Annotated in this window: 21 protein-coding genes; 5 read left to right on the top strand and 16 right to left on the bottom strand. The window is 65.6% G+C overall.

Going from position 1 to position 26364, the window contains the following annotated elements:
* The 4 genes from HNP55_RS10105 to HNP55_RS10090 form a co-directional block, all read right to left on the bottom strand.
* Positions 1 to 159, bottom strand: a 159-nt coding sequence (locus HNP55_RS10105) for an ATP-binding cassette domain-containing protein (RefSeq protein ID WP_184298814.1), incomplete at its 3' end; no start/stop codon positions are given.
* Positions 160 to 253: 94 nt separating this feature from the next.
* Positions 254 to 1024, bottom strand: a complete 771-nt coding sequence (locus HNP55_RS10100; protein ID WP_184298812.1) for an ABC transporter ATP-binding protein — start codon at positions 1022 to 1024, stop codon at positions 254 to 256.
* Positions 1025 to 1274: 250 nt separating this feature from the next.
* Positions 1275 to 1895, bottom strand: coding sequence for a PEP-CTERM sorting domain-containing protein (locus tag HNP55_RS10095; protein WP_184298810.1), 621 nt, complete (start codon positions 1893 to 1895; stop codon positions 1275 to 1277).
* 262 nt (positions 1896 to 2157) lie between these two features.
* Positions 2158 to 3786 carry a peptide chain release factor 3 gene (locus tag HNP55_RS10090; RefSeq protein WP_184298808.1) on the bottom strand — a complete coding sequence of 543 codons (1629 nt, stop codon included), beginning with the start codon at positions 3784 to 3786 and terminating at the stop codon, positions 2158 to 2160.
* Positions 3787 to 3893: 107 nt separating this feature from the next.
* Between HNP55_RS10090 and HNP55_RS10085 the strand changes: the two genes are divergently transcribed.
* Positions 3894 to 4874, top strand: a complete 981-nt coding sequence (locus tag HNP55_RS10085) for a GyrI-like domain-containing protein (RefSeq protein ID WP_221439523.1) — start codon at positions 3894 to 3896, stop codon at positions 4872 to 4874.
* Positions 4875 to 4907: 33 nt separating this feature from the next.
* Here the strand turns inward: HNP55_RS10085 and HNP55_RS10080 are convergent, their stop codons facing one another.
* The gene (locus HNP55_RS10080) at positions 4908 to 5531 is read right to left on the bottom strand and encodes a DJ-1/PfpI family protein (protein WP_184298806.1); all 624 of its coding nucleotides are present in this window, start codon (positions 5529 to 5531) and stop codon (positions 4908 to 4910) included.
* A 57-nt stretch (positions 5532 to 5588) separates the two neighbouring features.
* On the opposite strand from HNP55_RS10080, the gene HNP55_RS10075 reads away from it, so the two are divergent.
* Positions 5589 to 7415 (top strand): OPT/YSL family transporter, encoded by a 1827-nt coding sequence (locus HNP55_RS10075; protein ID WP_184298804.1) that lies wholly within the window; start codon positions 5589 to 5591, stop codon positions 7413 to 7415.
* Positions 7416 to 7537: 122 nt separating this feature from the next.
* Here the strand turns inward: HNP55_RS10075 and HNP55_RS10070 are convergent, their stop codons facing one another.
* The 9 genes from HNP55_RS10070 to HNP55_RS10030 form a co-directional block, all read right to left on the bottom strand.
* On the bottom strand, positions 7538 to 10381 hold the full coding sequence (locus HNP55_RS10070; protein ID WP_184298802.1) for a TonB-dependent receptor domain-containing protein: 2844 nt from the start codon (positions 10379 to 10381) through the stop codon (positions 7538 to 7540).
* 448 nt (positions 10382 to 10829) lie between these two features.
* Positions 10830 to 12014 (bottom strand): ABC transporter permease, encoded by a 1185-nt coding sequence (locus tag HNP55_RS10065; protein ID WP_184298800.1) that lies wholly within the window; start codon positions 12012 to 12014, stop codon positions 10830 to 10832.
* Positions 12014 to 13180 carry an ABC transporter permease gene (locus tag HNP55_RS10060; RefSeq protein WP_348648687.1) on the bottom strand — a complete coding sequence of 389 codons (1167 nt, stop codon included), beginning with the start codon at positions 13178 to 13180 and terminating at the stop codon, positions 12014 to 12016. Before HNP55_RS10060 ends, HNP55_RS10065 begins: the two co-directional genes overlap by 1 nt.
* Positions 13181 to 13187: 7 nt before the next feature.
* The gene (locus HNP55_RS10055; protein ID WP_184298798.1) at positions 13188 to 14165 is read right to left on the bottom strand and encodes an HlyD family secretion protein; all 978 of its coding nucleotides are present in this window, start codon (positions 14163 to 14165) and stop codon (positions 13188 to 13190) included.
* Between the two features lie 17 nt (positions 14166 to 14182).
* The gene (locus HNP55_RS10050) at positions 14183 to 15595 is read right to left on the bottom strand and encodes a TolC family protein (protein WP_184298796.1); all 1413 of its coding nucleotides are present in this window, start codon (positions 15593 to 15595) and stop codon (positions 14183 to 14185) included.
* Positions 15592 to 16101 (bottom strand): Dps family protein, encoded by a 510-nt coding sequence (locus HNP55_RS10045; RefSeq protein WP_184298794.1) that lies wholly within the window; start codon positions 16099 to 16101, stop codon positions 15592 to 15594. Before HNP55_RS10045 ends, HNP55_RS10050 begins: the two co-directional genes overlap by 4 nt.
* A 404-nt stretch (positions 16102 to 16505) precedes the next feature.
* Positions 16506 to 18713 carry a catalase/peroxidase HPI gene (gene katG, locus HNP55_RS10040; RefSeq protein WP_184298792.1) on the bottom strand — a complete coding sequence of 736 codons (2208 nt, stop codon included), beginning with the start codon at positions 18711 to 18713 and terminating at the stop codon, positions 16506 to 16508.
* Positions 18714 to 18840: 127 nt separating this feature from the next.
* Positions 18841 to 19689: a methylated-DNA--[protein]-cysteine S-methyltransferase gene (locus tag HNP55_RS10035; RefSeq protein WP_184298790.1), complete on the bottom strand. Its 849-nt coding sequence runs from the start codon at positions 19687 to 19689 to the stop codon at positions 18841 to 18843.
* 180 nt (positions 19690 to 19869) lie between these two features.
* Positions 19870 to 20793 (bottom strand): LysR substrate-binding domain-containing protein, encoded by a 924-nt coding sequence (locus tag HNP55_RS10030; RefSeq protein WP_184298788.1) that lies wholly within the window; start codon positions 20791 to 20793, stop codon positions 19870 to 19872.
* Positions 20794 to 20931: 138 nt separating this feature from the next.
* Between HNP55_RS10030 and panB the strand changes: the two genes are divergently transcribed.
* Together panB and panC are read left to right on the top strand one after the other, a co-directional pair.
* Positions 20932 to 21738, top strand: a complete 807-nt coding sequence (gene panB, locus HNP55_RS10025) for a 3-methyl-2-oxobutanoate hydroxymethyltransferase (RefSeq protein ID WP_184298785.1) — start codon at positions 20932 to 20934, stop codon at positions 21736 to 21738.
* Between the two features lie 49 nt (positions 21739 to 21787).
* Entirely contained in the window at positions 21788 to 22633 is an 846-nt protein-coding gene (gene panC, locus HNP55_RS10020; protein ID WP_184298783.1) for a pantoate--beta-alanine ligase, read from the top strand.
* Positions 22634 to 22755: 122 nt separating this feature from the next.
* Here panC and HNP55_RS10015 read toward each other — a convergent pair whose 3' ends face one another.
* Complete coding sequence (locus HNP55_RS10015) at positions 22756 to 23226, bottom strand: FKBP-type peptidyl-prolyl cis-trans isomerase (protein ID WP_348648686.1); 471 nt, start codon at positions 23224 to 23226, stop codon at positions 22756 to 22758.
* 252 nt (positions 23227 to 23478) lie between these two features.
* Between HNP55_RS10015 and HNP55_RS10010 the strand changes: the two genes are divergently transcribed.
* Positions 23479 to 24180, top strand: coding sequence for a peptidylprolyl isomerase (locus HNP55_RS10010; RefSeq protein ID WP_184298781.1), 702 nt, complete (start codon positions 23479 to 23481; stop codon positions 24178 to 24180).
* 18 nt (positions 24181 to 24198) lie between these two features.
* Here the strand turns inward: HNP55_RS10010 and HNP55_RS10005 are convergent, their stop codons facing one another.
* A complete protein-coding gene (locus HNP55_RS10005; RefSeq protein WP_184298779.1) occupies positions 24199 to 26325 on the bottom strand; it encodes an Ig-like domain-containing protein in 2127 nt (708 codons plus the stop codon).
* Positions 26326 to 26364: the final 39 nt, after the last annotated feature.

The raw sequence follows: 26364 nt of genomic DNA, 5'->3' as shown, positions 1-26364 counted from the left end.
GGTCAGGCCCATGATGGCGCGCAGCGTGGTGGTACGGCCGGCGCCGTTGCGGCCCAGGAGGGTCAAGACCTGACCCTTTTGCACGCTCAGATTGATGCCATGCAGGATGTGACTCTCGCCGTACCAGGCGTGCAGGTCTTTGATTTCCAGTGCCGTCATGTGAGCCCCTCGTCCGATGAGTACATCGGCCGGTCCCCCGAGGGGACGCGGGCTTGCTTGGGGCGGCCCGGCGCGGCGCCCGGAAAAATCATCATCAGTGCGCTCCTTGCAACTCGGTGGCTTCGCTGCCCATATAGGCCTCCAGAACGGCGGGATGCTTGGAGACGGTGGCGTAATCGCCCTCGGCCAGCACGGCGCCGCGCGCCAGCACGGTGATGCGGTCGGCAATGCGCGAGACCACCTTCATATTGTGTTCAACCATCAAGACGGTGCGGCCCTCGGCCACGCGCTTGATCAGCTCGGTGACACGGTCCACATCCTCGTGGCCCATGCCCTGGGTGGGCTCGTCCAGCAGCATCAGCGTGGGCTCCATGGCCATGGTGGTGGCGATCTCCAGGGCGCGCTTGCGGCCGTAGGGCAGGTCGCCGGCCTTGAGCTGGGCCATCTCGCGCAGGTCCACCAACTCCAGCAAGGCCAGCACGCGGGCGTCCAAGGCTTTGAGCCCGGTGAGGTTCTTCCAGAAATGAAAGCTGGTGCCGGTGAAGCGCTGCAGGCCGATGCGCACGTTCTCCAGCACCGTCAGGTGGGGGAAGACGGCGGAGATCTGGAAGCTGCGGATCACGCCGCGGCGGGCGATCTGGGCGGACTTCTCGCCGGTGATGTCCACCCCGTTGAGAAGAATGCTGCCGCGGGTGGGCTCCAGGAATTTGGTCAGCAGATTGAAGCAGGTGGTCTTGCCCGCGCCGTTGGGGCCCAGCAGGGCGTGGATATGACCTCGCTGCACCTGCAGATTGACGGCGTCCACGGCGGTGAAGCCTTTGAACTCTTTGCTCAGGTTTCTTGTCTCAAGGATGAGTTCGCTCATCTGCTGTCCCGCACCGAGTCAGGGCGGCTTGTAGTTGAATCCCCAATGTAGGGGCTAAGCCGGGGCGCGGACACGGGAACTACCTTTACGTAGCATTGCCATAGGGTATTCACCGAGCGAGGGATTCGGCCAGCGAAACCGATAGGCGCGTCATCTTCTTGTGCTTGGAAAAGCGCGGCCCCAAATGAAAAAAGCCAGCAGCTTGCGCTGCTGGCTTGCCGTGCCGGGGAGGCGCGATTTGATCAGTCCATCAAGCTTGTTGGCGCTTGCGGCGGCGGGCCACAAAACCCAGGGCGCCCAGGCCGGCCAACATCAGGGCATAGGTTTCGGGCTCGGGCACGGCCGCGGTCAGGCTGACCTTGTCCAGCGAGCTGCCCAGGGTGTCGCTGCTGCCGGTGGCGCGGAAGCCGATCCGGGTCGAGCTGCCGGCGACGAAGCTGGTGCTGAAAGGGGTCCAGTTGTGATTGCCGGTGGCCGCGGGCAGGGCGGCCAGTGCCGTCCAGGTCGTGCCGCCGTCCACGGTCCAGTCCAGGCCATTGGTCGAAACCGGGGTGCCGGGGCGGTTGGCATAGGCGAAGCTGAAGTTGTAGCTCTGGCCGGCCGTGGTGGCGATGGTCTGGAACATGCTGCTGTTCTTGGTCGTGTCCAGCTCGACATAGTTCAGGCCGTCGAAGGCGCTGCCGGCGATGTTGTTGCGCAGCTCGATGCCGGCGCCCACGCTGGTCCAGCCATTGAGGCTGCTGAAGTTTTTCCATTGGCCGTTGGCCAGCAGATTGTCTTCAAAGCTACCGTTGACCACCAGATTGGGCGTCGCGGCCAGGGCGAGCAGGGGCGAGGCCAGCAGGGCAAGGGAGGCGAAAAGCTTTTTCATACGGGTCTTTTGGAAGTGCTGGGGGCGCTTGTGAAGCGCGACAGAAGCCATTGTTCAGAAGACCCTGCCCATCGCCATCCCCGTGGACAAAGGGTGATGGCGGCATAGCGTGATTCGCGTCACGGTCGGGGCAGAAACTTTGCCCCCTCGGCGTGGGCTCGGGCGGCTGGCGGGCGCCAGGCGTATAAAAAAAGCAGCAAGGCCGGTGCTGGCACTTGCTGCTTTCTGGGGCTGAGTTTTCAGCCTCCAACGCCTTCCGGCATCAGCCTTCCAGCCGCTTCTGGAACACCAGGCCGGCGTGCTCGCGCAGCGCATGGAACTTGATCTTGGGCCAGTTGGCCTCGATGGCGCGCAGCTCGGGCGCGTATTCCACCAGCACGGTGGGCGCGTCCACCGCGTCGTAAGCCATGCGGTGGTCATTGGCGTCGATGAAGCGCTTGAGTTCCTTCTCATCCTCGCAAGTGACCCAGCGTGCCACCTGGAAGCGGCTGCCGCTGATGCGGGCCTTGCAGCCGTACTCATGCTCCAGGCGGTGCGCCACCACCTCGAACTGCAGCTGGCCGACGGCGCCCAGCAAGAGCACCGAGCCGGCGATGGGGCGGAAGACCTGGATCGCGCCTTCTTCACCCAGCTGCTGCAGGCCGGCCTTGAGTTGCTTGGTCTTGAGCGGGTCGGCCACCTCCACGCTGCGGAACATTTCCGGCGCGAAAAAGGGTAGGCCGGTGAACTGCAAGGCCTCGCCCTCGGTGATGGTGTCGCCCAGCTGCAGCACGCCATGGTTGGGGATGCCGATGATGTCGCCGCCAAAAGCCTCGTCCAGCAGTTCGCGGCGCTGGCTCAGAAAGCTCACCACGGTGTTGGGGCGTAACTCTTTACCCGAGCGCACCACCTTGAGCCGCATGCCGCGCTCGAAATGGCCCGAGGCCACGCGCAGGAAGGCGATGCGGTCGCGGTGCGAGGGGTCCATATTGGCCTGGATCTTGAACACCACGCCGCTGAACTTGCTCTCCTCGGGCTTGACCACGCGCTGCATGGCGGCGCGCTCGCCCGGCGCCGGGGCCAGCTCCACCAGGGCGTCCAGAATCTCCTGCACGCCGAAGTTGTTGACGGCCGAGCCGAAGAACATCGGCGTTTGCTTGCCGGTCAAAAACTCCTCGTGATTGAACTCGGCGGCTGCGTCCTGCACCAGTTCGATCTCGCCCTGGGCCTGCTCGTACTGCATGCCGAAGCGTTCGGCGTAAGCGGGGTTGTCCAGGCCTTGCAGGATTTCATCGTCGCCACCCACCCGGTCTTCACCGGGCGAGAACACCCGCATCTGCTGCTGGCGCAAGTCCATCACGCCGTGGAAATGCTTGCCCATGCCGACGGGCCAGGTGAAGGGCACGACGGTCATGCCCAGCTCGCGCTCGATCTCGTCCATCAAGGCCAGCGGGTCCTGCACCTCGCGGTCCATCTTGTTGACAAAGGTCAGGATGGGCGTGTTGCGGGCGCGGCAGACCTGCAGCAGGCGGCGGGTCTGCGGCTCCACGCCGTTGGCGGCGTCGATCACCATCAGGGCCGCGTCCACGGCGGTCAGCACGCGGTAGGTGTCTTCCGAGAAGTCCTGGTGGCCGGGCGTGTCCAGCAGATTGATCACGCAGTCGCGGTACTCCATCTGCATCACCGAGGAGGCCACCGAGATGCCGCGCTGCTTCTCGATCTCCATCCAGTCCGAGGTGGCGTGGCGGCTGGCCTTGCGGGCCTTGACCGAACCTGCGATCTGGATCGCGCCCGAGAACAGCAAGAGTTTCTCGGTCAGCGTGGTCTTGCCCGCGTCGGGGTGGGAGATGATGGCGAAGGTGCGGCGGCGCTTGACTTCGGTCTGGATACGGCAGGGCAGATCGGCGGACATGGGCTAGTGGCGTGCGCTCAGCCAACAGGCCCGCACTGAATTTCAAGGTAAGGGGCGGGATTATCGCTGGAGTGCCTGAGTGGGTGACAGGTCCTAGACTTCGGCCCATGCAGCCCACTCCGACAGAACGCGACAACTCGGCGCTTTACACCCAGCGCATGAACAAGGTGCTGGACCATATCGACCGGCATCTGGATCAAGACCTGGAGCTGGCCGATCTGGCCGCGGTGGCGCATTTCTCGGCCTTTCATTTCCACCGGGTCTTTGCCGCCTGGATGGGCGAGACCCTGGGCGACTATCTGCGCCGCCGCCGTCTGGATGTGGCGGCGCTCTACCTGGTCAACGAGCCCGCCATGCCGGTGCTGGAGATTGCCTTGAATGTGGGCTTTGGCTCGGGCGAGGCCCTGGCGCGGGCCTTCAAGCTGCGCTTCGCCTGCACGCCCAGCCAGTGGCGGCTCCAGACGCCCCGGCGCTGGGCCGAGCAATTGTTTGCGGCGCGGCGCCTGGCGGAGCAGCAGCAGAGCAATCTGGATCAGGGCCTGAGCAATCCTGATCAGCCGCCCGGGCCGCTTTCCGGCAACCATGGCGGCTCCTTGTTTGCACAAACGGAGTTCCGCATGAAAGTCACGATCCAAACCCTGCCGCCGGTGCGCGTGGCCTATCTGCGCCATATCGGCCCCTACGGCCCGTCCATCAGTCGTTTCTGGCCCGAGCAGGTCCTGCCCTGGCTGATCGCCCATGGCCTGGAAAAAGAGGCGCGCTATGGCATAGGCCATGACGACCCCTTGATCACCGAAGGCAGCAAATGCCGTTACGACGCCTGCGTGCCGGTGCCGCCGGACTTTGTCGCCAAGAACCCGGCCGGCATCGCCGAACTACCCGGTGGCCGCTACGCCTGCGCCGAATTCTTCGGCGATGGCCCGGCCGCCAGCCTGGCTTGGACCGAGCTGCTGCGTGAGTGGCTGCCCAAGAGCGGCTATCAGCTGGACTCGCGCCCTTTCTTCGAGTACTACCCGGCCGATGCCTGCTACGAAATGGACACCGGCCGCTTTGAGTGCCAGCTCTGCGTGCCGCTGCGGGGCTTGTAGGCCAGGCGGAACCTCGCCCTAGTGTGGAATCCCTTACCAGGTTTGAGGTGTCAGAAAGGGCTGCACGGTTGCGATCAGGCGCTCGGTGTACTCGGCCTTTTCTCCGACCGGCGCCACGGTGAGCAAGGCCTCGCGGGTGGCGGCTTCGCCCGCCTTCGTCAGCATCACCCAGGTGGCCAGATACTGGGATGCCAGGCAGCCGCCGGCGGTGGCGATGGGGCCTTGGGCGTGGAAGGGTTCGTCCAGCACCCGGGCACCGGCTTCGAGCACCCAGGGCTTGCTGAGCAGATCGGTGCAGGCCGGCTGCTGACCCAGCAAGCCCAGTCTTGCCAGCAGCAGGCTGCCCGAGCATTGGGCGCCTATCAGCTGGCGCAGCGGGTCCAGCTGCAGGCGGTCCAGCAGGGCCGAGTTCTCTGCAATGGCCCGCGTGTAGAGGCCCGAGCCGAACAAGACCACCTCGGCCTCGTTGGCCCATTCCAGCGGGCGCTGCAGCTGCACTTGCACGCCATTCATGGAGCCGACCGTGCCACCCGGCCCGCACAGCTCGGCCTTGAAGCCCTGGGCCTGCAAGCGGTTCAACAGGCCCAGCGCGATGAAGCTGTCCAGCTCGTTGAAACCTTCGAAGCTGAGGATGGCGATGCGGGTGGAAGCACTCATGGGGGCGGATCCGGCTGAGGTCTACAGTGCGGCCCATCCTAGCCATTCCTGCGCCGCATGTCCTCTTCTGCTGACTCCGCCCCGGCTCTGCCGGACACCCGCCGCTGGGCCTGGCTGCCGCCCGTGGGTTCGGCCGCTTATTACGCCCTGCTGGCCGTCGTGGGCATGCTGCTGCTGGGGCCGCTGGGCGGCATCACGGCCGCCTTCATGAATTTCTCCATCGGCTTTTACGTCGGTGGCCAGGTGCTGGCCGGCATCCTGGGTTCGGTGGTCACCTATGGCTATGGCAGCGAGGGCAAGCACGGCGCCAACTACATCCAGACGGCGGCCGCCTCGGTGGCCGGCATGATGGCCATGAGCACCTTGATCCAGGCCATGGTCTGGATGGGCATGCCGGCCGTGCCCTTCTGGCAGATGGTCATCTATATGCTTTGCATAGGCATGATGGGCGCCGGCATCGGCATGTTGTACACGCCCATCCTGGTCGAGCGCATGCAGCTGACCTTTCCCTCCGGCCTGGCGGTTGCGAACATCCTGCGCGCACTGACCGACCCGGTGCTGCTGCGCCAGTCGGTCTCGCGTCTGTTCGGTGGCATGGCGGTAGGCGCCATCGGCGGCTGGGCCTCGGCCAAGGTGGCGGTGCTGGGGGTGGTCGAGCTGTCCACCTCCACCTTTGGCGCCGGTCTGATCGTGGGGGCGCGGGTCGGTATCCCGGCGCTGACCGGCGGCCTGCTGTTCTGGGCCCTGACGCCTTATTTCATCGGCATAGGCTGGCTGCAGCCGGATGAGCCTTTCCGCAAGATCGCCTTCCTGATCGCCTTGGGCATGATTCTGGGCGCGGCCCTCATCGACCTGGCCCTGATTCTCTGGCGCGCCGTGCATCGCCTGCGCGCGGTCCCCGCGGCCGAGGCCGCGCATGTGCCGGCCGAGCAGCTGGGCCGCGCCGGCGGCCCGCGCGCCAGCATGCCGCGCCTGCTGGCCTGGGTGGGCGTGTGGACGCTGGCCACCATTGCGGCCGGCATGAGCTTCTTCGATGAACCGCTGGGCTATATGGTGCTGGTGGTCGGCCTGGTCTATGTGTTCGCCCTCGTCAACGGCATCTCGGTGGGGCTGACCGACCAGAACCCCATCTCCTCGGCTTTTGTGGTGACGGTGCTGATCCTGGCCGGCGTGGGGCTCAAAGATCCCTTGCTGGGCCTGATGGCGGCCATGGTGGTGTTTGTCTCCAGCAGCGTGGCCGGCGATATGCAGCAGGACCGCTCGACCGGCTGGCGCCTGGGTTCCAACCGCACGCTGCAGTTCCGCTTCCAGGTGGCCGGCCTGCTGCTGGGCGCGGTGCTGGCGGTGCTGGTCGCCCAGCTCTTCATGACGGCGTATCCGGTGCTCAAGCTGGATCAGACCGCCATGCCGGCCAGCGAGGCGCCGGCGCAATGGACCTCGGCCATGACTTATAAATTCGTCGGCGTGCTGCGCAGCCTGACCGAGCCCAAGGCCTTCCAGACCACGGCCATTCTGGTCGGTGTGGGCATAGGCTTTGTCAGCGAGTTGCTGCGCAAGCTGATCAAGCAGCATGCGGGCTACCAGCGCTTTGCCCGCAGCGGACGCAAGGGTTTCGTCGCCGATTTCTGCCTCGACGCCTTGCTGCTGCCCAGCCCCTACGCCTCTTCCTTTGGCGGCTTCGTCAATCTGCCCACCTCGGCCTGGTTTGCGGCCGGCGGTATTGCGTCCAGCCTGATCAACAGCTTGCGGCCCAGGGCCGAGCCTGCGGGCAAGGATCTGCCCGAGGATATGAGCAGCACCTCCCTGGTGGGCGGCGGCCTGATCGCGGGCGATGCCCTGGCCGCCCTGGGCCTGGGCTTGGCGGGGCTGGCTGCGCTGTTTTGAGGGAAGGTCAGGCTCAATGAAAAAAAGCCGGCAGGCATCGGCTTCATTCTTGTTTCACGTGCTGCTCCTGCAGGCGTCGAACTCGATAGAGTTCGACGCCTCGGATCGCCGCTTGCTTCAGATCACCAGAAGGTGTACTCCGCACCCAGGCGCAGCATGCGGCCTTGCACGTCTTCACGGTCCGGGGGAATCACGCCGCCGACGCCAAAGCCTCGGTAGTCCACCGGGGCACGGGTGCCCAGGAGATTGCGGACGTTGGCGCTCAGCTTCAGAGCCTTGATCGGGCTGTAGCTGACGTTGTAGTCCAGGCGCGAGTAGGCACCATAACGGCATTGCTCAGCGCTCAGATTCTTGGTCTTTGCGCAGTCCTCCTGAGTCCAGGCCGGGGCGTTGAAATCGCCGTTCAGCGTTGTGCTGGTCTGGTAGTGGAAGGTCAGTGCCTGAGCCACCGGACCCATGCTGTGGCTCAGGGTCAGCTTGGACTTCCAGCGCGGCGTGCCGTAGCGGCCCGCCATATTGTCGCCATAGCCCTTGCGAGCGGCGCTCCAGTAGTAGAGGTCGGTGGTGTAGGTCAGATCCAGATCGGCGCCGAACCGGCCCACTTCGGTGGCCAGTTGACCCTTGACGGTGACATCCCAGCCGGAAGTCTTGGTGCGGAACAGATTCTCGAAGGTCGAGGTCACCGACTGCAGGCGGCCCGCAGTCACGCCGTACTTGGCGCGCGCAGCCGCGTCGAAGAATTGGTCTGCAGCCAGATCGCTACGACCAATGACGCCCGCGTCCAGTGTGTCTTCGATATTGAGCAGGTCGTTGACGCTCTTCAGACCGATCTCGTCCTTGCGTTCGATGCGCCAGTAGTCGATGGTGGCACTCAGGTCCTTGACCGGCGAGAAGGCTAAACCGAGGGTCCCGGTGCGGCTGGTTTCAGGCTTCAGCGAAGGGTTGTAGGACACGATGCTTGCAACGCCACGGGAGCACTCGTCCAGCACATTGTCCGCTTGTGCCGTCAGGAGTTGCTTGTCCGGGTTGCCCGCGGGCAGCGCCGCAGCCTGAGCCTTTAGGTCCTTGGCGTAGGCAGAAGCTTGGTTGCAGCGCTTGGGATCGCTGATGCCGTTGCTGAAGGCAAACTTGGTCGAAGGGGCGTTTTCGGTCAGGTTTGGAGCACGGAAGCCAGTCTCCAGCGTGCCGCGGAACAGCAGTTCCTTGCTCGGCTGGAAGCGCAGTGCCAGCTTGGGCGAGAAGTGCGCGCCGAAGCCGGGGAATTTGTCCACACGGCCCGCAGTCTGCAGTTCCAGGTTCTTGACGATGGGGAGGTTGCCCTCGACAAATACTGCGCCGTAGTTGCGCGAAGCGTTTGAACGCACCGAGCCGTAGCCGACGATGTCGCCACGCTCCAGACCGCCGGTAGGCGTGATCTGCACTTCTTCGCGGCGGACCTCAAAGCCCGTGGCCACGTTGATGGCGCCGGCCGGCAGGCTGCCGTACTCGCCGGTCAGCTTGCCGTCCAAGAAGAACTGTTTGATCTCGGCCTCGTAGCCGAAGATCGGGAACAGCTTGGCCAGCACATCGGCCGAGTTGCTCTGACCGATCTTGTAGCCATTGCTCTTGTTGAAGAAATCAGCGTCCAGTTGGGCCTTGGTGTAGTCGCCAATGACCTCCTTGAAGCCCTTCTCGCTGAAAGAACCTCGCTGATCTGCCTTGGTCTTGCCGCCCATGGCGCCGACGGCGGTGTCCCAGTCGAAGTTACCCCAGACGCCTTTCACGCCCGCCAACACGCGGTACTGGTCGGTCTTGACCCGCTTGTGCGCGTCGGAATCGACAAAGCGATAGCGGAAGTCGGCTTCGACACCCGTGTTGTTCAGGGGATGCTCGGCAGGCAGGCCGCGGTTGGTGAAGCTCTTCAGGCCGTTGGTGATGGGGTCACCCCAGACGGTGGTGCCCAAAGCCGAGCCGTAGGCGTTGTAGGCGCTTTCGTAACCGGTCTTGGTGCGGGAGAACAGCAGCTCCGAATAGGCTTGCAGGTCTTCATTGATCAGCAGCTTGCCCGAAACCAAGGCGGTCACGCGATCGGCCTTGGGGGTGGCTTCGAATCGCTCGTAGCGGTTGTACTGGCACAGGCCACCGATCAAATTGGCATCCGCGCAACCCGCCAAAGGCTTGAGTGCGTTCTTGCCATTGCTGCCCTTGCTCATGACATTGCCGGGGTAGGCGTAGGTCGAGGGTGTGCCAAAGCCGGTCGAGAAGGCTGCGTAGGCGGGGTTGCTGTCATCCAGCACCTCGCTCCACATCACGGAGTTGCGCTTGTACAGATCCACATTGGCCAGCACATTGAAGCGGTCGCGTGTCAAGTCGCCGTAGCCACCGGTCAGGGTCAGGCTTTTGTCGTTGAACTGGCTGTTCAGCAGCGAGGCTTCGCGATTGACCTTGGCGATCAGGCCTTGGAAGTCACGGCGGGTGACGATGTTGATCACGCCGGCGACAGCATCCGAACCGTAGACGGAGGAGCCACCACTCTTCAGCACCTCGACGCGCTCGATGGCCTCCAGGGGCAGGGAGTCGATGTTGGTAAAGGTCTGGTTGTAGTCGGCTAGCGGGTAGCTCGCGACGCGGCGAAAGTTCATCAGCACCAAGGTGGATTGCTTGCCCAGGCTGCGCAGAGACACCGAAGACGCGCCACCGGCGAAGCTATTGCCGCCGCCTAGATCGCTCAGGCTGCCGGTGCTTGCCGCCAGTTGCTCAACCAGCTGGCGCACGGTCGCCACGCCGCTCTTGGAGATGTCTTCACGGCGGAACACGGCCACCGGCGAAGCACCTTCAGCGTCGATGCGCTTGATGTGGCTGCCGATGATTTCAACGCGCTCCAGCGATTGCGGTTCGGCGGCGAAAACGGTGGAGCAAGTCAAGGCGCTTGCGAATGCAATGCCAGTCAGGATCTGGGGAGACTGGCGCTTGAAAGTACGAGACATTAGGGAACCTCTAGAACACTGTCTACGAGGAGTAGACGTGTAAAAAACTCAGAAAACGATGAGGAAATGCAGTTCATGCGCACCGATCTGGGCATGGCTGTGGATCGAATTCTGGAAGGGGGGTCCCTGCCCTTTTGTCACCATGTCTGGCGCAAGTTGGGGCGAATCCGCTGGCCTCAGCTGGACTGTTCGGCGCTTTGCTGCGCGGAGCTGCGAGGCGCAAGACTAAGACCCGGGTTCCCGCGCGTTTTAAGGGTAACTACTGAGGTAGACGGGCTGCAAACGCTTGTTTTCTGCGGCAAATTCCGCAAGCCATAGGTAAGAGTGTTCAACACTATGGCAACTGCGTGTAATTTTGTGAATTCCTTGTATATCGGGTTTTCACGGATGATTTATTCCTCGCACGCAGCTTTCCTGCTGTTGCGTTTTTCAGTCGATGCGAGGAAATTTAAGGCGCTTTCGGGGCCTGCCGAGCGCGGCTGAGGGTGGCCGCCTTGCTCCGCCGGCCCACGGCCCAGGCCGCCAGCAGGCTGAAGCCCAGGGCCTGGGCCAGCAGGGCCCAGCCGTAGGAGGCAACGCCTTCCAGCGGAGCACCCATCTGGTTCAGGCGCACAAAGGCCTGGATGCCGATGACGGCGGGAATCGCCTCGCCCAAGGTCTGCAAGGCGGCCGGCAGGGATTCGCGCGGCCAGGAGAAGCCGGCCAGAAAGGCGATCGGCAAGGAGGTGCAGAGCAGGGCTTGCATGGCCCGCTCGCGGTCGGCGAAGAGGGCGCCCAGGGCCACGCCCAGGGCCGCCACGCCCCAGCAGAACGGCAGCAAGAGCAGGGCCGTGCCAAAGGGATTGCCGCCGTGGGCATAGCCCAGAAAGGGGAACGTCAGGCCGAAGAACCAGCCGGCAGAGAGCAGGCCGAAGAGGGCAAAAGCCGCCGTGCGCGCCGACCAGGCCCACAGCGAATCGGCATTTTTTTCGGTGCGGGGCTGCTCAAACCAGGTGCCCACCCACAGCGCCGTGCCTATCAGCAGCAGTTGCTGGATGATCAGCACCGCCACGGCCGGCACCACATAACTGCCATAACCCTCGCTGAGGTTGTAGAGCGGTAGCAGCCGCAGATTCAGCGGGCTGCGGCTTTGCGCGGCCTGCAGGGGCGGCTGGCCGCGGGCCTGCAGCTGCTTGAGCTCTACCCCGGCCGAGACCGTGCCCAGCACCTCGCCAAAGCCGCTGAGCACCACCTTATTGGTCAAGAAATAAGCACCATTGGCCAGCACCGGCAGCACCACGCCCTGGCCGCGCGCCACATCGCGCTTGAGCTGGGGCGGCAGGAGCAGATAGCCCTCGATCTCGCGCCCTGCCATCAAGGCCTGCACCTCGGCCTCGTCGCCGCTGACCAGGCGCAGCTGCAGGCGCGGGCTGGCCTGGGCGAAGCGGATGATTTGCCGGCTCAGATTGCTGTGGTCCTGGTCCACGATGGCCACCGGCACCCGCTGCAAGGCCTGGGTGGCATAGGGCCAGGGGTAGAAAAAGGAATAGATGATGGGCGCGGCCACCAGCATCAGCAGGGCGCCCTGGTCGCGCAGGGCGCTTGCCAGCGTGGCGCGCAGCCAGCCCAGCCAGGAGAGTGGCTGCGCGGCCATCAACGCCGCCCCCAGCTCTTGGGATCGAGCGCCACCCCTGGCGCCAAGGCCCAGCCGGCCGCCAGCAAGCCCAGGGTGGCCAGCAGCAGGCCGCCCAGCAGGGGCAGCAAGGAGGCCAGGCCCTGGCCCATCTGCAGCAAGCCCAGCTGGCCCTGCAGAACCCAGGTGAAGGGCAGGGCCTGGGCCCAGAGGCGGGCGCCTTCGGGCATGGCCATCAGCGGGAAGGCCAGGCCGGAAAAAGCAAAGGCCGGCGCGGTGATGAAGCCCGCCGCCGACAGCGCCAGGCGCAGCGAGCGGCCGGCCAGCGCGATGGCCGCGCCCAGCGCGAGATAGAGCGCCAGCATCAGGCCATGCAGGGCCAGCAGCGGCGCCAGCCCGCCCTCGGGCAGCAGGCCCAGGCGGGCGAAGATCAGCCAGAACACCAGGTTGACGGCGTTCAGCAGCACCCAGGCCGGCAGCAGCTTGGTCAGCAGGGCGGGCAGGGCCTGGCCCTGGCTGGCCGCCAGCCAGTCGGGGGCCGTGGCATCGCGCAGCTCGCGGCCCACCGTCCAGCCGCCGGCCACCATGGCCAGCAGATGCAGCAGGGCCGGGATCAGGGCGGTGGCCAGGAACTGCTGGTAATTGAGCGCGCCGTTGTAGAGCGCGCCCAGACTGGCCCGCAGCGGTTCAAACGCTTGCCTGGCGGCCTGCGGGCTCTGGCCGCGCTTGTTGCGTGCCGTCAGCTCAATGCCGGCCGACAAGGTGCCCACCACGGTTCTGACCTCTTTCTGGATCAGGCCGGAGTGGGTGGCGAATTGCGCGTTATGCAGCAGGGCGAGTTGGCCGGCCTGGCCGTGCTTGATGTCGCGTGCCAGCTCGGGCGGGATGATCAGCGCGGCATAGACCTCGCCGGCCCGCAGGCTGCGCTGCAAGGCCTGCTCGTCGCCGTACTGGGCGGCGATGCGCAGACCTGGGGCGGCATCCAGCATGCGTTGCAGCTGGCGCGAGAGCCCACTGTGGTCGCCGTCCAGCACGCCGATGGGCAGGCGGGTGGGCAGGCCGGCCGCAAAGCTCCAGATCATCATCAAGCCCAGCAGCAGCGGCAGCCAGCTCAGCATGGCCAGATCGAAGGGCCGCTGCCACAGCAGGTGCAGCTCGCGCCGCAGGCCATCACGCCAAGGTTTCACGGCAGGCTTATGGATTGACCAGGACGCTCATGCCGGGCCTGGCCTCGGCAATGGCCTGCAGCGGCCTGGCCTTGATCTCGAACGTGCGCAGGTCATAGCCCTGGTTGGAGCGGGTGGCGCGCCAGGTGGCGAAGTCAGGCAGGGCCTGGCTGGCCGTGACCTTGAAGCGCACGCGGCGATTGTCCAGCGCGGGCAGCCTGGCTTCGAACTCCTTGCCGATGGCAAAGCGGCTCAGCTGGTCTTCGCGCACATTGAACAAAGCCCATTGGTTCTGCAGGTCCACCACCGTCAGCACCGGCACGCCGGCGGGCGAGAGCTCGCCCCGCTTGGCCAGCAGCTTGGCCACCTCGCCGGCCACCGGGCTCTTCAGCTCGGTCTCGGCGCGGGCGCTTTCCACCTCCTGCACCACGCCGGCCACCTGGGCGGCTTGGGCGGCGGCGGCGGCCTTGTCCTCGCTGCGGGCACCGGCGCGGGCCATCTCGGCCTGGGCTTTGGCGGCATCGGCCAGGCCTTGGGCGGCGCGCCAATTGGCCTCGGCCTCGTCGCGTTTTTGCAGGGCGACCAGGCCGTCCTTGTAGAGGCTGTCGACCCGCTCGAAGCTCTTCCTGGCCAGCTCGGCGCCGACCCGGGCGCGCTCGAAATTGCTCTGCGCCATGCGAATCTCTTCGGGCCGGGCGCCGTTCCTGGCCTTCAGGGCCAGGGCCGCGGCGGCCGCCTCGGCATTGCTGGCTTGCGCCATCTTGGCCGCCACCTCGGGGCTGTCTATGCGCAGCAGCAGGGTGCCAGCGCTGATTTGCTGGCCCTCGTGCACCAGCAGCTCGGCGATGCGGCCGGTCAGCTTCGGAGCAATATCGGTCTCCTGCGCTTCCATCATGCCTTGCAGCTGCTGGGGCGGTTCGCGCCCGCCTTGCAGCAGGGCGTAGACGCCCCAGGCGCCTAAGGCCAGCAGCAGGACGGGGGCGACGATCTGGCTTGCTTTTTTCATGGGTTCTGTCCTCGCCTTCATTCGACCCGCAGATCCGCCCGCGCCAGGTATTCACCCAGGCGATGGATCTGGCCGCTGGCCTGCAGCAGGCCGGTCAAGGCCATCACATAGTCGTAAGCCACCTGGGCGCGCTCGGTGCGCAGCTTGGCCAGATTGAGCTCGGCGTCTATCAGGTCCAGCGCCGTGCTCGTGCCCTGACGCAGGCCGGCCTGGCGCAGGCGCAGCAGCTCGCGGCCCAGCTCGTCCTGCGTGGCCAGGCTCAGGTATTGCTCGCGTGCGCGCTCGGCGCTGCGCCATTGCTTCTCCACCAGCAGGGCGATGTCGCTGCGGGCCTGGGCATCGGCCGCGTCCACCTGCGCGATCTGGCTGGCATGGGCCCGGTCCAGCGCCGCGTGGTCCAGCGAATCCCAGAGATTGACGCGCACACCCAGGCCGGCCACCCAGTCGCGGTTGTGCGTCAAGTTGCTCTGGCCGAAGGCGAAGACCTGGGGCTTGTTGAGGGCCTTGCCGGCCGCCTTGAGCTGCTCGGCCTGGCTGCGCTTGGCCGCCACCTTGGCCAGGCCGGGGTGCTGGGCCAGGGCCTCGCTGATGAATTCGGCCAGCGGCGGCAAGGCCTGGCTGCTGAGGGCCAGCGGCGTGCTGGGCAGCGGGGCAGCGCCGTCCAGCTTGACGCTGCGCGCCAGCGCCAGGGCGGCCAGCTCCGCATCGCTGCGGGCCTTGCGGGCCTGGTGGCGGGCATCTTCCAGCGCGGCGCGGGCCTGCAGGCGCTCCAGCTGCGAGACCACGCCGGCCTTGAGCATCTTCTCCACCGCCGCATCGTGTTCGGCCACGCCACCGGCCACGGCCTCGCGCAGATCGGCGGCGCGGCGGGCCAGCTGGGTCTGGAAATAGCGCTGGGCCAGCAGGCCCACGGCCTCGTCTTCCACTTGGCCCAGATCGGCCTGGGCCTCGTCGCCCTGGGCCTTGGACAGGGCGCGCGCCGCATCCGCCGCGCCGCCCACATAAATGGGCCAGATGGCGTTGAGGATGGCGGTTTGATTGCTATGGCTGCGCTCCAGCGTGTAGCTGGCGGGCAGCTGGGGCAGGGCAGGCAGGGCGCCGATGATGGAGGGCGGCAGCATGCCGATGACGCTGCCCAGGCCCTGGTTGAGCGGGTCCAGATTGAGGTCCAGGCTGGCCTTGTAGCTGTACGCCAGGCCAAACACGCTGACGACCGGCCCGCCCAGATTGGCAATGCCCTCGGCCTGGGCCTGGCGCTGGGCCAGCTGCGCGCGTGCGCCGCCCAATTGCTCGGAACCCTGCTGCAGGCGTTGCAGCGCCTCGTCCCAGCTGAGGCGGGCGCCTGGCGGCATTTCCGCGGCGCCAGCGCCGGCCGCCAGCGCCGCGGCGAGCAGCAGGGCCAGCGGCTTCAGGCCGAACGCCGGGCTCATTCTTCCAGCAGGCTGCGCAGCATCCAGGCGGTTTGCTCGTGCACCGTCAGGCGCTGAGTCAGCAGATCGGCGCTGGGCTCGTCCGAGGCCTTGTCGACGGCGGGGAAGAGGCTGCGTGCCGTGCGGGCCACGGCCTCATGGCCTTGGACCAGGATGCGCACCATCTCCAGCGCCTTGGGCGGCGTGGCGGGCGCGTCGGGCAGGGAGCTGAGCTGGGCGAACTGGGCGTAGGAGCCCGGCGCCACATGGCCCAGCGAGCGGATGCGCTCGGCGATCGGGTCCACCGCGTTCCACAGCTCGGTGTACTGGGCCATGAACATGGCGTGCAAGGCGTTGAACATGGGCCCCGTCACATTCCAGTGGAAGTTGTGCGTGGTCAGGTAGAGGGTGTAGGTGTCGGCCAGCAAGCGCGAGAGGCCGGCGGCGATGGCGGCGCGGTCCTTGTCGGCGATGCCGATATTGATGGCCGGGCCGGAGGACTTGGCGGGACTCGATTTCTTTGCCATGGGTTGCTCCAAAGTATCGTGGGCTTGGTTTGGGCTCGACAGGTCCCGGCTGGGCTTGAACCCTGCGGGACGCGAGACCACCCCCGCAGCATAGACCAAGCCCGGGCGCTGTTTGTGACGCTGGCTAGGGGGTGCGCTCAGGTGTTGGCGCGGGGGCTTTGTGGCGCAGGCCGGCTTGCTGATCCTTGCCGCCGCGCTGACCTTGTGGCGAGCCTGGCTGTGAAGGGGCTTAGCTGGCGCTATGCCGCATCCAGTCCACGATGAACTGGGCGCCCAGGGCGGCACCGGAAAGATGGATGGCAAAACCTAGAAACCGGCGCTGTTTTTTGAACATGATGGATCCTTGATTGAAAAAGGGGGCGAGCCCTTGGCCGCCCCCTGTGATAACGGGCTGATCGCGCGGATCAGGCCAGGTCGAAGCGGTCCAAGTTCATGACCTTGACCCAGGCGGCGACGAAGTCATGCACGAATTTCGCTTGGGCGTCTGCGCTGCCATAAACCTCGGCCAGGGCGCGCAGCTGGGCGTTGGAGCCGAAGACCAGATCGGCCCGCGTACCCGTCCACTTCAGCGCAGCGGTCCGGCGGTCGCGGCCTTCGAAAACGTCTTGCGTCGCCGAGGTCGATTGCCACTGCGTGCCCATGTCCAGCAGATGGACGAAGAAGTCATTGCTGAGCACCTCCGGCCGCTGGGTCAGCAGGCCTTGTGTCGAACCCTCCACCCCCACATTCAGCACCCGCAGGCCGCCGACCAGCACCGTCATCTCGGGCGCCGTGAGGCTTAGCAACTGGGCCTTGTCGATCAGCAAGGCCTCGGCCGGCACCTTGATGCCTGGCTTGAGGTAGTTGCGGAAGCCGTCGGCCACCGGCTCCAGCACGGCGAAGGAGGCCACATCGGTCTGCGCCTGCGAGGCATCCATGCGGCCGGGCGTGAAGGGCACGCTGATGCGTTGGCCCTGCTTTTGCGCGGCCAGCTCGATGCCGACACCACCCGCCAGCACGATCAGGTCGGCCAGCGACAGCTTCTTCTGGCCGCCCGATTGAGCTTGGTTGAACTCGGCCTGAATGCCTTCCAGCACTTGCAAGACCCGGGCCAGCTGTTCGGGCTGGTTGACGGCCCAGTCTTTTTGCGGCGCCAGGCGGATGCGCGCGCCGTTGGCACCGCCGCGCTTGTCGGAGCTGCGGAAGGTGGAGGCCGAGGCCCAGGCCGTGCCCACCAGTTGCGGGATCGACAGGCCGGAGGCCGCAATCCTGGCCTTGAGGCCGGCGATGTCTTGCGCGTCCACCAGCGCGTGGTTCAGGGCCGGGATGGGGTCTTGCCAGATCAACTCTTCGGCCGGCACCTCGGGGCCCAGATAGCGGCTGCGTGGGCCCATATCACGATGGGTCAGCTTGAACCAGGCGCGGGCGAAGGCCTCGGCGAACTGCTCCGGCTGGGCCAGGAAGCGGCGCGAGATCTGCTCGTAAGCAGGGTCCACGCGCAGCGACAGATCGGTGGTCAGCATGGTGGGCAGGTGCTGCTTGCTCTGGTCGAAGGCGTCGGGGATGCTGGCCTTGGCCTGCTTGGCCACCCATTGATGGGCTCCGGCCGGGCTCTTCGTCAGCTCCCACTCGTAACCGAACAGGTTCTCGAAGAAGTTATGGCTCCAGGCCGTGGGGGTGGTGGTCCAGGTCACTTCCAGGCCGCTGCCGATGGCGTCGGCGCCCACGCCGGAGCGGTAGTCGTTGTGCCAGCCCAGGCCTTGTTGGGCCATGCCGGCGGCCTCAGGTTCGGCGCCCACATGCTTGGCGTCGGCCGCACCATGGGTCTTGCCAAAGGTGTGGCCACCGGCGATCAGGGCGACGGTTTCTTCGTCGTCCATGGCCATGCGGGCAAAGGTTTCGCGGATGTCCCGGGCGGCGGCCAGCGGGTCGGGATTGCCGGCGGGGCCTTCGGGGTTCACATAGATCAGGCCCATCTGCACGGCGGCCAGGGGGTTCTCCAGGTCGCGCTCTTTTGCGTCGGCGCTGTAGCGCTTGTCGTCCGCCAGCCAGCTGGTCTCGGCGCCCCAGTACACATCTTCCTGCGGCTCCCAGGTGTCGGCGCGGCCGCCGGCAAAGCCAAAGGTCTTGAAGCCCATGGACTCCAGCGCGACATTGCCCGTCAGGATGAAAAGATCGGCCCAGGAGATGCTCTGGCCGTACTTCTGCTTGATGGGCCAGAGCAGGCGGCGCGCCTTGTCGAGGTTGACGTTGTCGGGCCAGCTGTTCAGGGGTGCAAAGCGCTGTTGGCCGCCACCCGCGCCGCCGCGACCGTCGCCCACGCGGTAGGTGCCCGCGCTATGCCAGGCCATGCGCACGAACAAGGGGCCGTAGTGGCCGAAATCGGCCGGCCACCAGTCTTGCGAAGCTGTCATCAAGGCATGCAAGTCCTGCTTCAAGGCGGCCAGATCCAGGCGCTTGAAGGCTTGGGCGTAGTCGAAGCCGGGGTCCAGCGGGTCGGACAGGGCGGAGTGCTGATGCAGCACGCTCAGCTTCATCTGCTGGGGCCACCAGTCGCGGCTGGACTGGGCCAGGGCGGCGCTGGCGGCAGCGGCGGCGTTGTGATGGAAAGGGCACTTGGCTTCGGTCGACATCGCTTTTCTCCTTGGGGTTGAGCCAGCAGGGCTGGTATGGACGCAAGCTTAGGATTTGGCGATGAATAGTGCAATTTAATTGAATCTAATTTGTCGATAGCTATTTGTAAAGATGAAGGCTTGAAACTTATCCGGCCCGCGCCAGCTCCAGGCCCAGCAAGGCCTTCTTGGTCTGCGGCCCCCAGCGGTATTCGCCGAAGTCGGCATTGGCGCGTATGACCCGGTGGCAGGGGATCAGATAGGCGATGGGGTTGGCCGCCACGCAGCTGGCCACGGCCCGCACGGCTTGCGGGGCGCCTGCCAGCCGGGCCAGCTGGGTGTAGGACAAGACCTGACCCTCGGGGATGCTCAGCAAGGCCTGCCAGACCTTCAGGCGCAGCGGTGTGCCGCTCATCAACAGGCCCAGGGGCCGGCTGGGCGCCGCGCCGGCGAGGCGGCGGCCTATCTCCTCGGCGATGGGGGCCAGGTCTTGCCGCGCCTCCTGCCAGCGCGCCTCGGGCAGGGCGGTGCTGGCCTCGGCGATCAAGGCCTGGGCCGTGGCGCCGCGCATAAAAGCCATGCGCAAGATGCCGCGGGCCGTGGCGGCCAGCCAGAGCGGGCCCAGCAAGGTGTCGACCGTGGTCCATTGCAGGCGCAGGCCGCGCCCGGCCTGTTTGAACTCGCCCGGCGTCAGCCCTTCCAGGCTGAGGAAGAGATCGTGCAGGCGCGAGGGCCCCGACAAACCCGCGGCGAACGAGGCCGTCAGCACCGACTCGGCGGCCCGCAGGCTTTGCTTGGCGCGCTCTAGGGCCAGGGCCTGGCTGAACTCCTTGGGCGTGACCCCGGCCATGCTGACAAAGCTGCGCTGGAAATGAAACAGGCTCTGGCCCGCCTCATCGGCCAAGTCCTGCAAGGCCGGCGGCTCGTCCGCCAGCGCCAGGCGCTCGATGGCCCGCTGCATGCGCTGGTACTTGAGCGTAGAAGAAGAGGAATTCACGGAAGAAACACTTGCCTCGGCCATGGTGATGCACTCGCTGAGGGTCCAAAGACGATGCCCGCATTCTGCGCAGCGCCCAGCGCCCCGCCCACCCGTTTCTTGCTCCCGCGCTTCTTCTTCAAATTGGGGTCAGAGTCAATTTTCAAATTAATTGACTCTGACCCCAATTTTGAGGGCGGCCTAGGTGTTGAGTCGCGTGACGCCGTCGAGCGAGCAAGCATGGACCGCATTGCGCAGGGCGGCGATGGCTTCGAAGCGGGTAAAGGTGCGGCGCCAGGCCAGCACGACACGGCGGGTGGGGACGGGCGCGGCGAAGGGGATGAAGCGCAGATGGGGCTGCGGCTCTTTCGGCACGCTCAGCGTGGGCACCACCGTCACGCCCATGCCCGAGGCGACCATGTGTTTGATGGTTTCCAGCGAGCTGCCTTCAAAGCTCTTGCGTATGCCCTCGGCGTCGCTGGAGAAGCGGGAGAACTCGGGGCAGACCTCCAGCACCTGGTCACGGAAGCAATGGCCAGCGCCCAGCAGCAGCATGGTCTCGCTCTTGAGTTCCTCGGCCGTGATCTGCGCGCGCCCGGCAAAGGCATGGTTGCAGGGCGCGGCGATCATGAAGGGCTCGTCGTACAGCGGCGCCAGGGCCAGGCCGGTGTCCGGGAAGGGTTCGGCCAGGATGGCGCAGTCCAGCTCGCCGGTGCGCAGCATCTCCAGCAGCTTGACGGTGAAGTTCTCCTGCAGCATCAAGGGCATCTGCGGGTAGTCTTCGATCACCCGCTTGACCAGCTCGGGCAGCAGATAGGGGCCGATGGTGTAGATGATGCCCAGCCGCAGGGCGCCGGCCAGCGGGTCTTTGCCGCGTTTGGCGATGTCCTTGATGGCGCTGGCCTGTTCCAGCACCGATTGCGCCTGGCGCACGATGTCGGCGCCCAACGGCGTGACCGAGACCTCGGCCGCACCGCGCTCGAAGAGCTTCACATCCAGCTCTTCCTCCAGCTTCTTGATCGCCACGCTCAGCGTGGGCTGGGAGACGTGGCAGGCCTCGGCCGCGCGGCCGAAATGGCGTTCGCGGGCCACGGCAACGATGTAACGCAGCTCGGTCAGGGTCATGGGGCTGGCACCTTTGTTTGTCTGAGGCAGACGGACGGTTTGGAGTGATGCCCCCATTGTCGGCGCCCGGGCGGTCCGCCACGCCGGCCCCATGAAAGTTACACTGCGGCCGCCTCTCCTCCACGCCCAGGTGCCACCATGACCGACCGCAAACCCCTCAGCCTGCAACGCTTGCTGGACATGCATGCCAGCGGCGACAAGATCGCCATGCTGACCTGTTACGACGCCGCCTTCGCCAGCTTGCTGGACGAGGCGGGCGTGGATGTGCTGCTGGTCGGCGACTCGCTGGGCAATGTGCTGCAGGGCGAGAGCAGCACCGTGCCGGTGAGCCTGGACGCCATGGTCTACCACACCCGCTGCGTCGCCCGCGGCCGCAAGAATGCCTGGGTGATCGGCGACCTGCCCTTCGACAGCTACCAGGCCTCGCCGCAAGAGGCCTGGAAGAGCGCCGCCGCCCTGTTCAAGGCCGGCGCCCATATGGTCAAGCTGGAAGGCGGCGGCTGGACGGCGCCCATCGTGCGCTTTCTGGTCGAGCGTGGCATCCCCGTCTGCGCCCATCTGGGCCTGACCCCGCAGACCGTCACCATGCTGGGCGGCTTCAAGGTGCAGGGCCGCGACGACGCGGCCGCCGCCCACCTGAAGCGCCAGGCGATTGAACTGGCCGAGGCCGGCGCCCAGATGCTGGTGCTGGAGATGGTGCCCGCCCCGCTGGCCGCCGACCTGACCAGGACGCTGAAGATCCCCGTTATCGGCATAGGCGCCGGCGTCGGCTGCTCCGGCCAGGTGCTGGTGCTGCACGATATGTTGGACGTGACGCCGGGCCGTCGCCCGCGCTTCGTCAAGAACTTCATGGCCGGCGCCAGCTCGGTGCAGGACGCCGTGGCCCGCTATGTGGCCGAGGTGAAGGCGCAGACCTTCCCGCAAGACGATCTGCATAGCTACTGATCGCCTCCTCTCCTTACCCGCTCTTACCCGTTCTCTCCCCGCTGTTTGCATGAAACTGATCCACGACATCGCCGGCCTGCGCCAGGCCCTGCAGCCCACGCCGCGGCGCGCCTTTGTGCCCACCATGGGCAATCTGCATGAAGGCCATCTGAGCCTGCTGCGCCAGGCCCGGGCCGCGGTGGATGAGCAAGGCGCGGGCGGCCTGGTGGTGGCCAGCATCTTCGTCAACCGCCTGCAGTTCGCGCCGCACGAGGACTTTGACCGTTATCCCCGCACGCTGGCGCGCGACTGCGAGCTGCTGCAAAGTGCCGGCTGCGATGTGGTGTTCGCACCCGACGAGGCCGAGCTCTACCCCGAGCCCCAGGGCTACAAGGTGCAGCCGCCCAATGAGCTGGCCAATATCCTGGAAGGTCAGTTCCGGCCCGGCTTCTTCACCGGCGTCTGCACCGTGGTGGCCAAGCTCTTCAATATCGTGCAGCCCAGCATCGCCGTGTTTGGCAAGAAGGACTACCAGCAGCTGATGGTCTTGCGCCGCATGGTGGACCAGCTGGCCCTGCCCATCACCGTGCTGGGCGGCGAGACCACGCGCAGCGAGCAGGGCCTGGCCCTGTCATCCCGTAACGGCTATCTCAGCGAGGCCGAGCGCGCCGAGGCCTTGCGCCTGAGCCGCACGCTCAAAACCCTGCTGGCCCGCTGGGCCGCCGGCGAGCAAGACCTGGCCCTGCTGGAGGCCGAGGCCATGGCCCATCTGCGTGAGCATGGCTGGCAGCCCGACTACGTCTGCCTGCGCCGCCAGCACGATCTGAGCCCCGCCCTGCCGGGTCAACCGGTGGTGGCGCTGGCCGCGGCCAAGCTGGGGGCGACGCGGCTGATCGACAATATCGAAGGTTCTTGAATCGGGCATAGAGCGGCTGACAGAACTCAGCGCAGCGGTCCTGGCTAGGCGCGCCGTCGAAGACAGTACAGCTGGTACGGCGAGACGGCGTAACAACGCCAGGAGAGTTTTGTTAGCCGCTCTTACTTGACTTCCAGCAACTGGATGTCAAACACCAGCGCCGCGTTGGGCGGGATGCTGCCGCGACCCGAGCTGCCGTAGGCCAGGCTTGCGGGAATCAGCAGGGTGCGTTTGCCGCCCACCTTCATGCCGGCCACGCCCTGGTCCCAGCCGGCGATCACCTCGCCGGCGCCCAGCTTGAAGCTGAAGGGCGTGCCGCGGTCCACCGAGCTGTCGAACTTGCTGCCGCGCTGATCCGTGGCCTTCACGTCATAGAGCCAGCCGGTGTAATGCACGGAGACGTTTTGGCCATTCGCCGCCACGGGTCCGGTGCCCACGGTGCTGTCGGTGATCTTCAGGGTGCTCACGGCGGCGGAGCCCGAGGTGTCGGCGGGAGTTGAGCTCCCACCGCCACCGCCGCACGCGCTCAGGCCCAAAGTGCCAATCAGGGCCAAGGCGATGGCCGATGCGCGGAAGCTTGACTGGATCATCATCATCTTTTTCATGAGTTTCTCGGGCCCTGTGGCTCGCGTTGATAAGAGAAAGAGCCAGCGTTTGAACTGGCTTGGGAGCCGCGGATTTTGCGCGCAATTCATGTCAGATCCCGAGCTGCGTCCGCCAATCGTTCGCTGGCCGCTCATGGCCGGGTGCGTAACAGGCGGTAAGACTTTTGTCCCGAGTCAACGCCGCAGGCTTGCCGGTCGTTGCGCTGAGACCTCCAGGGACGAGAAAAAGGACTCAGCACCATGCGCCCCACTTTTTTGCGCGCGGCCGCGGCCGCCGCCCTCGCCGTCTTCCTGACCGCCTGCGGCGGCGGCGCGGCGTATGACGAGGGCCATCCGCCCTACCCGCCGGCCCCGGTCGCTAACCCCAATCCCCGGCCCAACACCCTCAGCTGCAGCGTGGAGGGCCTGGCCAAGTCGGCCCAGAGCGCCTACTCGACGGTGTGCATGCTGACCAGCAGCGGCGAGATCGTCTTCGAGCTGTACACGCCTTACGCACCGGTCACGGTGAATAACTTTCTACGCTATGTGGCCGATGGCGCTTACAGCAATACCTTGTTCCACCGCGTGGACCGCGACTTCGTGATTCAGGGCGGCGGCTACACCAGCGGCATGGTGGAGCGCCGCCCAACCTACGGCCCCATCGTGTCCGAGGCCAATAACGGCCTGGCCAATCTGCCCGGCACCTTGGCGATGGCGCGGCGTAGCGACCCCAATAGCGCCACCAACCAGTTCTTCATCAATGTGCGCGACAACCCGGGCCTGGACTACGCGCCCGCCACCTCCACCGCGCCCGCCAAACCCGGCTACACCGTCTTCGGCCGAGTCATCTCCGGCATGGCCACGGTGGAAGCCATCAATGCCGTGCCGACTTACCGTTACGGTGACACCGATATTCAGCCGCAGCAAGAGGTGTTGATCTATTGGGTGCAGAGGCTGAAATGAGGTGCAGCTGTCAGGGCCTTACTTGATGCTGCTGGGATCGGTGATGGCCATCAGGCGGAATGTCCGATCCGCTTCCGCAGGTATGACGACGGGGCTCCCTGAATAGGGGCCTTCTTCCAGAACAAAGTAACTGCCAGCCTGCTGACCTACAAGTTGAAAAATGCGGCGCTGAACTGTTTGGCATGCAGGGTTTGGGTTGTTCGGATCTTCGGCAAAAGCATCGCAATTTCCGATTGTGTTTTTTCGGCCGCGCCTTATTTCGATCTTGTTGCCCGCAAGCAGACGCCAAGTGCGGTTGAAGTTAGGCGTGGACTGCCGGTCCTGGGTGGATTGCACCGAGATGGATGCGCTGCCATCAGCTCGCAGCTCGTAGATGATGGCATCCCCAATCGGGGCAACAAGATTGCCGACCCACGGGCGCAACAGCTGGTCAAAAGAAATGCTGACCAGACTGGACTTGACGGCCATGATTTCTTTCAGCGCCAAAGACTTGCCTGCGACTCGTTGTTCCATCAACCAGCGCTCCTCCCCCAAGGGGCCAGTCCCCAGGCGGCGATAGCGGTAGTTGGAGTCGGGCAAATTCAGCTCCAGGGCGCCATCCACCAGCAGCCAGTTGATGGCTTGCTGGCTGCGCTCGATGGTGGCCGTGTTGCTGCCCATGAATTTGATGATGTCTTGCGGTGTCTTGTAGGGGTCGCTGGGATGGCTGATATAGGGCCCGACCCAGGCGGTGCCGGGTTCGAAATCTGCAGCGCTGAAATGGTTGGCCGAACCAAGTTCATAGCGTCTCCAGATGAACGCCGAGTCATCGAGCTTCTGTCGCAGGCCGGCCTTGCTGCCGCCCTGCTCCAGGGTGTAGCCCAGCCGTGCCAACATTGCGGCGCTCGTCAAGCCCGTGGCGGCGCCCCAGTCCGCCAGACGAAAGCCCGTCACCACGGTATCGATTTGCCATTGCTGACCTTTGGCGTCGCGGTCGTAGCTGAGCGCGGAGCTGACGTTCGGGCTGTCCAGCGTGACCTCCAGATTGCTACCGTCCAGTTTCCATTTGCCGGCTGCTGCGAAGTCACCCAGGATTTGCACACTGCCATCGGCCTGGAGCGTGAATTGAAAGGCCGTGGCAGCGCCAGGACCCTGGCCCTGGGTATAGACCAAGGTGCGGGGAGACGAGTCGGGAACCGGCGGCGGGTTCTTCAGGCCCGCATCTTGGCTCAAGTTGGCTCGCATCTGGTCAAACAAGGCCGGGTTGATGTTGCGTTGGGCACCGATGATGTCCATGAACTTGCTATTGGCTTGCAGCAGATCCAGGGTGGACTGGGCGCCGCTGGGCAAGCTGTAGCCCTTGTCGATCACCATCCTGATCGCACTGGCGCCGTCCAGCAATTCGCTGCCGCCGATTTTCTGTACCTGCTCGACCAGCATCTTGTCGGTGCTGGGCAGGGGGCCACGGCGTGCCAGCAAGGCGGTTTGGGCCGTGCTCAGAGAGGAGAGCCGCAAGGCCGGGGCCTGGCTGTCCGTCAGCAGGCCAGCCTTTGATCGTTTGCTCAAATTGCCAAGTTCGCCGGCCAGACTGCTCAGCACCGTCTGGTTCTGCACGCCCAAGGCGGTGGCTTTCAGGCTCAAGAACTCCGTAGGGTCTGCGGACTTGAGCGGTAGGCTGTAGGCGCCTTGTGAATCGGCGTCGGTGCTGATGCTCTTGCTGCCCAGGGTGGCCACGACCCTGGCATAGGCGCTCGATCCATCACTCACCACGCCTTTGATGACGAGGCTGGCCTCAACACTGAGCTTGACGGTGGCGTCGCTGCTGACTCCCCCCGCAGTGAGGCGGTATTTCAGGCTGTCCGCGCCGAAGAAGCCGTTGTTGGGCGTGTAGAGCACGCTTGCGCCATCAACACTGGCCGTGCCGCTCTTGGGAGCTTCAAGAATGCTGATGCTGGCTGAGCCACCGCTGCTCTTGTCGTTTTCCTGCACGCCCAGGCGCTTGGCGGCGTTCCAGTCCAGGGTGTAGGCATCGTCGGTCGCCGAGGCCGTGCTAACCGGCGATGGGGGCGGTGCCGCATTTGAGCCGCTGCCACCTCCGCAAGCAGTCAACAGACCGCTGTAGACAAGGCTTAGACAAACCCCCGCTTGGACGCTGCTGATCTTCATACGCTCCTCACTCCGCTTTGACGACTTTGTCGGAGCTGG

Origin of the sequence: Roseateles oligotrophus (genome assembly GCF_014204525.1) — a bacterium.
In the GTDB taxonomy this organism is placed as follows: domain Bacteria; phylum Pseudomonadota; class Gammaproteobacteria; order Burkholderiales; family Burkholderiaceae_C; genus Paucibacter_A; species Paucibacter_A oligotrophus_A.
Note: the sequence above shows the minus strand (reverse complement) of the source record. Positions and strands in the feature narration are given on the sequence as shown.